General features: G+C 40.0%; 1 protein-coding gene. It reads left to right on the forward strand.

The features are described 5' to 3' along the window. Positions 1 to 15: 15 nt before the first annotated feature. The coding region (locus ACFIKU_RS09975; protein WP_375657416.1) for a type IV secretion system protein at positions 16 to 826 on the forward strand (811 nt) is incomplete at its 3' end.

An 826-nucleotide genomic window follows, 5' to 3' on the forward strand; every position in this document is an offset into this window, starting at 1 on the left:
TTAAAGAGGAATTCCATGGACTTTACAGTGTTCACGCAACTTTTCAATAAAATTGATCAGATAACAAAAACATATGTCACGGATATTTCCTCAAAAACAATAGCTACAATTACACCCTTTGTATCAATCGGTATCACAATCGCTTTCATCATCTATGGTTGGCTCATCATTCGTGGCGCTATAGATATGCCTCTCTCCGGATTTGTAAATCGTTTCCTACGGATAAGTATTATTACTTCAATAGCTCTTACCACAGGGCTTTATCAGAGTGAAATTGCCAATTTGATAACACAAATGCCCTATGAGTTATCAAAAACGCTCATAACAAATCCACTCGATGATGCACAATTAATGAGTTTACTGGACAAAGCAGCAACCAAAGGATTTCAATATGCAGGCCGTCTTTTCCAAGAAACCGTCTTCTTCGAAGCCAATGGACTGCTTTACAGTCTCTTAGGCATCATCATCTTGCTGGCAACAAGCCTCGTAGTCGCAATCGGCGGTGGTCTCGTACTCCTGACAAAAATCGCTATTACACTTCTCGTAGGATGGGGACCACTCTTCATCATTGCTTTGCTCTGGCAACCAACTCATCGCCTTTTCGAGCAATGGATAATCCAAGTCATCAATTATATAATCCTCTTCCTACTCTTGGCGACTGTATTTAATCTGATGATGAATATCTTTGCAAACTATTTGAGCGATATGAAACTCGACTACGACCAGAATGTAAGCTTCATGTTTGGGGGAGCTATCGTCTTGTCTATTATATCCATCATGCTGTTACTCAAACTATCAAGCATTGCCAATTCTCTCGCAAAAGGAA

Source organism: Bartonella sp. CM120XJJH, assembly GCF_042194715.1.
Taxonomy (GTDB): domain Bacteria; phylum Pseudomonadota; class Alphaproteobacteria; order Rhizobiales; family Rhizobiaceae; genus Bartonella.